Genomic DNA, 9,234 nt, shown 5'->3' with positions numbered 1-9,234 from the left:
TCGACCCGGAATCTACGTGGCCGGCGTTTTCAACGGCCCCAAGGACATCCCTGAATCGGTTACCCAGGCCTCGGCCGCTGCCGGACAGGTAGGCGAGCTTTTGGCCCCGGCCCGGGGGAGCCTGATCCCGGAAAAGACCTTTCCCGTAGCCCGACCGGTTACCTCAGAGCAACCGCGGATCGGTGTGATTGTCTGCCATTGCGGCATCAATATCGCCGGCGTGGTGGATGTAGCCGATGTGGCCGCCTACGCCCGGAGTCTGCCCGATGTGGTTTGGGCCGAAGATATCCTGTTTGCCTGCTCCACCGACAGCCAGGACCGGATGCGCCAGGCCATCGTGGAACAGGGGCTTAACCGGGTCATCGTGGCTTCCTGCAGCCCCCGGACCCACGAGCCGCTTTTTCAGGAAAATCTGCGACAGGCCGGATTGAACAAATACCTCTTCGAGATGGCCAACATCCGCGACCATTGCTCCTGGGTCCATGCAGACGATCACCAGGCTGCCACACAAAAGGCCAAGGATCTGGTGCGAATGAGTGTCAGCCGGGCGCGACTGCTTGAACCCCTCGAACAGGTTAGCGCCCCGGTCCACCAGTCCGGTCTGGTCATTGGTGGTGGGGTGGCCGGGATGACGGCTGCCCTGTCCCTGGCCGAACAGGACTTTCCGGTAACTCTGGTCGAAAGAGGCCCGGAGTTGGGGGGTTTAGCCCGCCGGCTTATTCAGACGACCGAAGGCTTTGAGGTCCGGGATTATTTGAAGGACCTGATTTCAAAAATCGAGGCCCACCCCAAGATACGGATTTTTACCAACACAGAAGTGCAACAGATCGATGGCGTGGTGGGTTGGTTCACCACGGACATGAAGGGTACTGACGGAGCCGTTACTCGAGTGGATCACGGGGCGGTGATCGTCGCCACCGGCGGAACCGAATACCGGCCCAGCGAGTATGGGTTCGGCTCGACGACCGACATACTAACCCAGATGGAATTCCAAGAGGCTTTGGACAAGGGCACAGCAGAAGACTTCCGTAAAGTAGTCATGATCCAATGCGTCGGGTCCAGGGAGGCCGAGCATCCTTATTGTTCCCGCCTGTGTTGTTCTCAGGCCATTGGAAATGCCTTGAAGCTCAAGGCCCTCAATCCCGGGGCTGAAGTCATCATCCTTTACCGCGACATCAGGACTTATGGCCTCAAAGAGGTCTATTATAAGCAGGCCCGGGAGGCCGGCGTGCGGTTTGTCCGTTTTGATCCCGAAGAACCGCCGTCCGTTGCGATTAAGGACGGCCAACTGACCGTAACCGTACTGGATCAAAGCCTTCAGGAAAGGTTATCCATCCAAATGGATAAGGTCGTCCTCTCGGCGGCCGTGAGGCCCGATCCGGAGGCCAAGGCTCTGGCCTCGCTTCTCAAACTTCCTTTGGACAGGGATGGGTTCTTCATGGAAGCCCATCTCAAACTGCGTCCCCTAGATTTTTCCTCTTCAGGCTATTTCCTGTGCGGACTGGCCCACGGACCGAAACCGATCGACGAAACCGTTGTCCAGGCCAAAGGTGCGGCGGCCAGGGCAGCCACCATCCTGGGCCGTAAATTTCTTCAGGTGGGCGGTGAAGTGGCCGTCGTCGATCGCAGGAAATGCTCTGTTTGTCTGAGTTGTGTCCGGGCCTGTCCCTTCGGCGTGCCCAGGGTGATCAACGGGGCAGCCCAAATGGACCCGGCGGCCTGTCGTGGTTGCGGGGTCTGTGCCGGGGTTTGTCCGGGCAAGGCCATTCAGGTGGCCCACCACCAGGACAATCAGATCATGGCCAAGGCCGAAGCCCTTTTCAATGAGCCGTCCCATAGCGATGACTATACGCCGCGGGTCCTGGCCTTCATCTGCACCTTCTGTACCTATACCGCGGCCGACATGGCCGGTTCCATGCGTCTCCAGTATCCGCCTGATGTCCGGGTGGTAAAATTGCTTTGCACCGGCCGGATAGATGTCAAGCACCTCATGGGAGCCTTCGAGGCCGGTGCGGATGCCGTAATGGTCTCGGGTTGTGAACTGGGAGACTGCCACTTCCGGGAAGGCAACTACCGGGCCGTCAAGCGGGTGGCCCAAACCAAACAGATTCTGGCCGACTGCGGCTTAGAACCGGAGCGGATCGAGATGTTCCACGTCGGGGCCTCCGATGCCCCGGGCTGGGCCGAAGCGGTTAAAGAAATGGTCGGGCGGGCCAAGCGTCTGGGGCCAAGCCCTTTACGATCCGAAAAAAAGATAGCGGCCTGATTCGAAACCGAGGTTAATAGGTCAAAAATTTTATTCCTTCCTTTTTCCCGCCTGGGCCAGGATGACCGTGCAGGGGGCATGGGTGCTGACCTGCACGGCCGTGCTGCCGCTTTTGGTGTGCAGGATAGCGGACCGGCCCTTTCTGCCCAGGAGCAGGGCATCGAAGTTGCCCTTCTGGGCAAAGGCAATGATGGCCTCCACCTCATGGCCCGGAAGTATCCGGCATTTGATGTCCACCCCCTGTTCCCTGGCACCTTCACAGACCAGAGTTTGCTCCTTTTCGATCTCCTTGGTGATCTCGGCCAGGGCTTCTTTGACCTCCCCGATGGTGGCTGCATAATGGGGGAGCTGTTCGACGATGGTCAACAGATGCACTTCCGAATCAAACTTCCTGGACAGTTCCAAGGCAATCTCCAGGGCCTTCTTGGAATCCTCCGATCCGTCATAAGCCACCAATAATTTTTTAAACATGGAACACCTCCTATTCCTCCAAATTTTCCGAGTTTGTAGACAAGCCGTTCATTTCGGGCAGTTCATAAGCGGGCTCAAACCATTTCTGGGCGATAAAAGTGGGGATGATGGCACTCAGAACCACCGTGGCCACCAGCACGGAAAACTGGGCCTGACTGATGAGGCCGGCCGTTAATCCGAAAACCGACGAAATGGTCCCCATGGTCAGACCCGTGCTCATCAACAGGGTGGTATACATGGCATTTTCAGGGAGATATTTTTTAGCCAGGGGATAGACCCCTGCTATTTTAGTAACCTGTTTGACCAGAAGCATCTGGACCAGGAGACCTGAATTTACCAGGAGCAATTTTAAGGAGATATTCATACCGCCGTTAATAAAAAAGAAGGGGGTAATGATGGCAAAGGCCACCACCCGGAGACGACGTTGAAGCTTCCGGTTTTCCATAAAGCTGTTGGACATGGCCAGGCCCAGAACAAAGGCCGGCAGGATGGCATGACTGGCCCCGACTTTGGCGAAAAACATGATGACGACCAAAACAAGAAAAAGAAACTTAATTTCCGGCTCGATCACCCGGTCGCCGTAGCGCCGGCAGATCCAGGGATAGATTCTGGGAATAACCAGGATCAATACAATTGACACCCCCAAAAAAAGCAGGGTGAACCAGTTAAACTCAAGAAAGAGCAGGGAGAGGGCCATAGCGGTGCCCAGATCGGTAAAAAAGGTGGCGGCCATAAGGATCTTGCCCAGTTCGGTGTTGGTCAGGCCGGTTTCGACCAAAACGGCATAGACCACGGCCAGAGAAGTGGTCGACAAAGCTATCCCGGCGATCTTGGATGCCGGCCAGGACCAATCCAACAGGTAATGGGCATAGACCATGGCCCCTAAAAAAGGGAACAGAAAGGATACGGCCCCGATCAGAAAGCTTTCCTTTAATTTGGCTTTCATGACCTGGGTGTCCACCTCGGCCCCGGCCAGAAAGGTCAGCAATATGCCTCCAAAACCGGCCAGATAGCTAATCCAGGGGGTGGGGTGGAGTCCCAGAAAGTTACCTCCGATAACTCCCAGGGAAATTTCGATGATGGCCACCGAAAGCCCCAATTCAACCGAAAAAAAACTGGCCACAAAAATAAGTGCCCAAAGTACCAGGGATATCAACTGATCGTCCATTCAACAACCTCTAAAAATAAAAAACTTCCACCCCGGACCAATCCGAAGCAGAAGTCATCAGTCCGCCAAAACGGACGGTTCAGGTGAACTTCATCACCTCAATTTTTAGAATTATTAAATCGAACCTTTTAAAATGTCAACAGATAAAAAACCCCTCTCACATCTCCCAGCCGCCGCTGACTTCCAGACCGGCTCCGGTAATGAAGCTGGCTTCATCGGATGCCAGGAAGACAACGGCCCGGGCGATCTCTTCCGGTCGGGCCATTCTACCCAAAGGGGTCTGGGCCAGAATTTCTGCTTTGAATTTTTCGGCCATCATGGCTTGAATAGACGGGGTCTCGGTCAGGCCGGGCAAGACGGCGTTGACCCGGATCCCATATCTCCCCACCTCTTTGGCAACACTTTTAGTCAATCCCAGGAGACCGGCCTTGGCCACAGCATAAGCGATTTCTCCCTTACCGCCTACCTTGCCGTAAACCGACGATATATTAACGACCTGCCCATATTTCTGATCCCGCATGATGGGCATGACCCGGCTGATGAAAAGCATGGCAGCCCGAAGATGAACCCCCTGCACGGCATCCCAATCTTCGGTCTTGATTTTAAAAATCCCTGCGGGACGATCAAATCCGGCGTTATTGATCAGGATATCGATCCGGCCCCATCGCTTATGCACCTGATCGACCACCTCAGAAACTGCCGAAGGTTGGGTCACGTCGGCTGCCCAAAAAAAACCTTCCCCCCCGGCCCCTTCCAAAAGCTTTAAGGTTTCCTGCCCGGTTTCCGGGTTCCAATCCACTACCGCCACCCTGCCCCCTTCATAGGCCGCCAGGAGGGCGATGGCCCGTCCGATCCCCTGACCGGCTCCGGTGACAAGGGTTACCCTGTCTTTCAGCTTCAGATCCATCCAGGAGAACCTCTTTATCTTATTTTTTCAGGAATGGATTCATATCCTGGTTTGGGGGGTTTTTCTTCACGAACTTCCCGAATCAAATCCTCCATCTCCCGACGGAAGTCTATTTGAAACAAGATATACCGGGCCTGCTGTTCCGGCCTCATGAGGTTCATCTCATCTTCCATTTGTCTATTCGATAAATCATTGATTTCTTTTTTCCGGCCCTTGATTCGCACCAGGAGGTCCCGCAACTCCCGTTCCGGAGGATTCATGTCCCGCATCAGATTTCTAAGCCTTTGGGTGTCCTCGTGAAAATCCCTCCAGAGTTTTCTTTTGGTCTCTTCGAATTGATTATTAACGGCGAAAAAACGCGCCGCCCCTTCCCGGTCCAGCTTAAGGGCCTCGGTCATTTTCCACATCTTGATCATATGAATCCGTTCCCGGGTCTTATCACGGGAGTCCTTACCTTCCTTCCAGGATTCGGCCCAAAGGGAAGAAGCCCCAAGGACAAGGATAAAGGACAAAAGAAAAATCCGGATAATTTTTTCAGGATACATGCTTTTCTTCCTCCTTAAAACCGGGAAAACCTCCGGTTTTCATTTTTTTAAACAGAGTATCCAACTGTTCATTATTAAGACCTTCCAGAGAAGGAGAAACATCCCACTGCAATTCATCCTCAGTCGATAATGGAGGCTTCCCGGTCAAATCCTTTCCCATTCGAGCCACTATCCTTTCTCCCAAACGAACGGACTCCCTGGCGGAAAGGGAATCAACCGCTGCCGGTACGGACTCAAAACCCAATTCCCATTTCAATTCGTTCTCCGGGAATTCCTGGACCAGAGTGGATGGTTGGCCTTTAAAAGGAATAGTATAAATGGCCCAGGGGGTCAAAAGGATGAGAATCAAGGCCGTTACCCAGGCATAGCCGGGCCAGGTGAAAGGGTTACTCCCGATCTTTTTATACCAGGGGACCTTCAGGGAATGAGGCCGGCTAAGGCCCACCTGGGCCATAATCCTGGAGTTCAACCCCTTCCAGAAATCCGGTCCGGGATCCGGCAGACGGTCCCGGTTCAAGAGGTCCAGGACCTCTTGAGTTTCCTGGTATTCCTTTTTACAGACCGGACAAGCGGCGAGATGCCTATCAACCCCCTGGACCAGATCGGGGGACAACAGGCTCTGAAAATAACCGCCGGTCAGTTTTTTTATTTTTTTACAGGATAGCACTTTCATGATTTTAAGATTCTTAAATAGTTTTGGTTAGGTCTTCATCCAATTTTTGAGTTTTTCCATGGCATGGTGAAAATTAACCTTAGCCGAGTTTGCCCGGATATCAAGGGACTTTCCAATTTCATCAAAGGAGAGATCCTGATAAATTCTTAAGGAAACCACCATCCTTTGCTTATAGGGAAGCCGATCTACGGCTTTCCGGAGACTGACCAGTATTTCCTTTTCCGACAAATCCCCTTCTTGATCGGCACTGAAATCGGCCACCGGGATTTCATCCACGGAGATGAATTCCCGATTTTTATTTTGACGGAAAAAATTATTACATTGGTTGATCCCTATTCGATATAACCAGGTTTTAAAAGTCGAATCGGCCCTGAATCCCTTGATATTTTTATAAGCCAGTAAAAATATTTTTTGGACAGCATCTTCAGCGTCTAAAGGACTCTTCAGCATCCGCAAGACAAAATAATAAATCGGCTTCTGGTATCGAAAGACCAGTTCTTCAAAGGCCAGGGAATCCCCATTTTTTACCCGCTCAACTAACTGGTCGTCCGTCATATTTCATCTTTTGTTGAAATTAGACACCGGATAAAATAAATAGTTAAAACAAAAATTTGGGAATTTTACAGCCATTTACCGGTTAATCTTTTTATAAAAATAACGCAAAAATATTTTAACCTTTATATTTTTTATCCAGTCAAAACTATAAAACAGAAAGGAGAAGTTGCCATGAAAAAAACCGTTGTTATGATACTGGCCCTGTCCTTAACAGTCACCTTTTTTTCGGTCACCCCCGTCAGGGCGGACCGGTTTTGGCCGGGCGTAGCCGTGGGGGTAGGTTCGGCTATCCTCCTGGGGCAGATGTTCCATCCCCCAAGGGACTATTATCACGATCGTCATCCGGTTCGAGTCTATAACCCGCCTGAATATTATGGCCCTCCCCCTCCACCCCATCGGGAAAGATGGATAGACGGGCATTGGGTAGAACAATACGGCCCTTATGGAAATATCGAACGGTTCTGGGTTCCCGGACATTGGGCCGGACGGTAATAAACCTCATCCTCTTGATGGACGTCGAGAAAACAGGAGAATATCGAATGTCGAATAATGAATAATGAATGTCGAAGGAAGACAAAAACAAATCACTTCATGATTCGATATTCAGTGTTCGATATTCAATATTCGTAGTTTCGCCTTTAACGCGCCCATTCCATAACCAGGGCCTCTTCTCCCTCCGGGGGATAATAACCAGGACGCCGGTAAAGTATTCTAAACCCCACGGAGCGATACAGGGCCAGGGCAGTCAGATTGGAGGGCCGGACCTCGAGAAACACTCTTGAGGTCTTTTTCCCTTCAGCTTTTTTCAGGAGAAAGGTCAAGAGGGTACGGCCCAATCCTTGACGTCGGTGATCCGGATGAACAGCCAGATTGAGCATCTGGAACTCGTCGGCCACCTCCCAGAAACAAATGTACCCTAAGACCGGTGTTCCGGAGCCCCTTCGAGCCACATAAATCGTGGAAGGCGACTTGCTTAATTCAAAATGAAAAATGGCTTTTGACCAGGGTTGAATAAAAGAAGCCGATTCTATGATCAATAATTCAGGCAGGTCGACCACCTGAGCGGGAATAAGGAGCAAGGTTGAATCCTTTATTTGATCTCCTTTTTTAATATTTCCCCTGCTAAAGCAATACTTCGGAGACCATAATCCTTGATTTCCCGGGCGACCTGGTTCAAGGATTTGCCTTCCCTTTTGGAAGCCAGACCGATCAACATGGGCAGATTCACGCCGGTAACCACTTCCACTTTTCCGTCGGCTAAAAAAGAAAGACTGATATTGGATGGGGTTCCACCAAACATATCCGTGAGAAGAATGACGCCCTCTCCGGCATTGACCTTTTCAATAGCCTCGTTGATTTTTCCCCGCAAGGCCTCATCCTGATCCTCCGGGTTTAAGGAAACCGCCTGGGCCTGGTTAAGACTCCCTACAATAAATTCCGCGGATCGAATAAGTTCCTGACCCAGATTACAATGGGTAACAATCACAATTCCAATCATTGGCCTGCCGCCTCTATAAATTCAAGGTTCAAGGTTTAAGGTCCGGGGGACAAGGTCCGAAAGAATCGGAGCGCCACCAAACCTGAAATTTACTTCATGCCGAGCTATGGGCAATGGGCCAAGCTACCGGCCCGGAGCGCCTACAGCTCGGAGAAGGCTAAAGGCTGGCTTTTTTCGGATCTTTGTTTGCCTCTCGCCCATCGCTGTATTGTTATTATCTAAACTTTAGCTTCCTGGCTTTCAGTTTTGTTCTTTTCGCCAAACGCCGAACGCCGAACGCAAAACGTTAATACTACCCCAACCGAATATCCCGGTGGCGAATATTAATCAAAAGCTTTTGCTTCTTTAAAAAGTCGGATAAGGCATTGATGATCGTCACCGAACGGTGTTTTCCCCCGGTACACCCCACAGCAATCGTCAGTTGGGATTTCCCTTCTTTCTGATATTGAGGAATTAAAAAGGAAATCAATTCGTAAAAACTTTTCAAAAAAATCTTAGTCTCTTTCCATTTCATAATATAATCGATCACCGGTTTTTGATTCCCATCCATCTCTTTTAATTCCGTTACAAAAAAAGGGTTAGGCAGGAATCGGACATCCATCACGATATCGGCTTCATTGGGGAGGCCGTATTTATATCCGAAAGAGATCAGGTTCATGGTCATCTTGGCCGGTTGGGCCACTTTGGAAAAGAGACGCAGGATCTCCTCCCGAAGTTGATGGACATTAAGATGGCTGGTATCCAGGCAATAGGTAGCCAGTTTCTTGATGGGCTCCATTTTTTTCCTTTCCAGGCGAATAGTTCCGGAAAGGGTCCGATGGTCCCCGAGGGGATGATGACGTCGGGTCTGACTGAAACGACGGACCAGGGCTTCTTCCTCAGCCTCTAAAAACAAGACCTCGATGACAAAACCCTTCCGCTTAATTTCCTGGAAAATCTTCGGGAACTTGGCTAAAAAATCTTTTCCCCGGAGGTCCATAACCAGGGCGATCTTAATAACCTCCCGGGAAATCTCATCCCGCAACTCTAAAAACCGCGGAAGCAAGGTGGCCGGTAAATTGTCGATACAAAAAAAACCGATATCCTCAAAGGCTTTAAGGGCCGTGCTCTTGCCCGATCCCGACAGGCCGGTGATGACCACCAGTCGGATG

Annotated in this window: 11 protein-coding genes; 2 read left to right on the top strand and 9 right to left on the bottom strand. The window is 51.2% G+C overall.

All coding sequences use genetic code 11. The features are described from left to right. A partial coding sequence (locus HY879_11640; protein MBI5603998.1) for a hydrogenase iron-sulfur subunit occupies window positions 1-2,266 on the top strand: 2,266 nt, incomplete at its 5' end. Window positions 2,267-2,296: 30 nt separating this feature from the next. On the opposite strand, the gene HY879_11635 is transcribed toward HY879_11640, so the two are convergent. The 6 genes from HY879_11635 to HY879_11610 all read right to left on the bottom strand — a co-directional run bounded on the left by HY879_11635 (window position 2,297) and on the right by HY879_11610 (window position 6,585). Next, entirely contained in the window at window positions 2,297-2,737 is a 441-nt protein-coding gene (locus HY879_11635) for a universal stress protein (GenBank protein ID MBI5603997.1), read from the bottom strand. A 10-nt stretch (window positions 2,738-2,747) separates the two neighbouring features. After that, window positions 2,748-3,905 (bottom strand): cation:proton antiporter, encoded by a 1,158-nt coding sequence (locus tag HY879_11630; protein MBI5603996.1) that lies wholly within the window; start codon window positions 3,903-3,905, stop codon window positions 2,748-2,750. A 157-nt stretch (window positions 3,906-4,062) separates the two neighbouring features. Next, the gene (locus HY879_11625; protein ID MBI5603995.1) at window positions 4,063-4,812 is read right to left on the bottom strand and encodes an SDR family oxidoreductase; all 750 of its coding nucleotides are present in this window, start codon (window positions 4,810-4,812) and stop codon (window positions 4,063-4,065) included. Window positions 4,813-4,826: 14 nt separating this feature from the next. Next, window positions 4,827-5,357, bottom strand: coding sequence for a hypothetical protein (locus HY879_11620; GenBank protein MBI5603994.1), 531 nt, complete (start codon window positions 5,355-5,357; stop codon window positions 4,827-4,829). Further along, window positions 5,347-6,030, bottom strand: coding sequence for a hypothetical protein (locus HY879_11615; GenBank protein MBI5603993.1), 684 nt, complete (start codon window positions 6,028-6,030; stop codon window positions 5,347-5,349). The genes HY879_11620 and HY879_11615 overlap by 11 nt, the downstream gene beginning before the upstream one ends. Window positions 6,031-6,057: 27 nt before the next feature. After that, window positions 6,058-6,585: an RNA polymerase sigma factor gene (locus HY879_11610; protein MBI5603992.1), complete on the bottom strand. Its 528-nt coding sequence runs from the start codon at window positions 6,583-6,585 to the stop codon at window positions 6,058-6,060. 171 nt (window positions 6,586-6,756) lie between these two features. Between HY879_11610 and HY879_11605 the strand changes: the two genes are divergently transcribed. Beyond that, a complete protein-coding gene (locus HY879_11605) occupies window positions 6,757-7,077 on the top strand; it encodes a hypothetical protein (protein MBI5603991.1) in 321 nt (106 codons plus the stop codon). Between the two features lie 146 nt (window positions 7,078-7,223). Here HY879_11605 and rimI read toward each other — a convergent pair whose 3' ends face one another. The 3 genes from rimI to rapZ all read right to left on the bottom strand — a co-directional run bounded on the left by rimI (window position 7,224) and on the right by rapZ (window position 9,233). Next, on the bottom strand, window positions 7,224-7,664 hold the full coding sequence (rimI, locus tag HY879_11600; GenBank protein ID MBI5603990.1) for a ribosomal protein S18-alanine N-acetyltransferase: 441 nt from the start codon (window positions 7,662-7,664) through the stop codon (window positions 7,224-7,226). Between the two features lie 11 nt (window positions 7,665-7,675). After that, the gene (locus HY879_11595) at window positions 7,676-8,083 is read right to left on the bottom strand and encodes a PTS sugar transporter subunit IIA (protein MBI5603989.1); all 408 of its coding nucleotides are present in this window, start codon (window positions 8,081-8,083) and stop codon (window positions 7,676-7,678) included. A 292-nt stretch (window positions 8,084-8,375) separates the two neighbouring features. Beyond that, window positions 8,376-9,233: an RNase adapter RapZ gene (gene rapZ, locus HY879_11590; GenBank protein MBI5603988.1), complete on the bottom strand. Its 858-nt coding sequence runs from the start codon at window positions 9,231-9,233 to the stop codon at window positions 8,376-8,378. Window position 9,234 lies beyond the last annotated feature (1 nt).

The organism is Deltaproteobacteria bacterium, assembly GCA_016219225.1.
In the GTDB taxonomy this organism is placed as follows: Bacteria; Desulfobacterota; RBG-13-43-22; order RBG-13-43-22; family RBG-13-43-22; genus RBG-13-43-22.
Note: the sequence above shows the minus strand (reverse complement) of the source record. Positions and strands in the feature narration are given on the sequence as shown.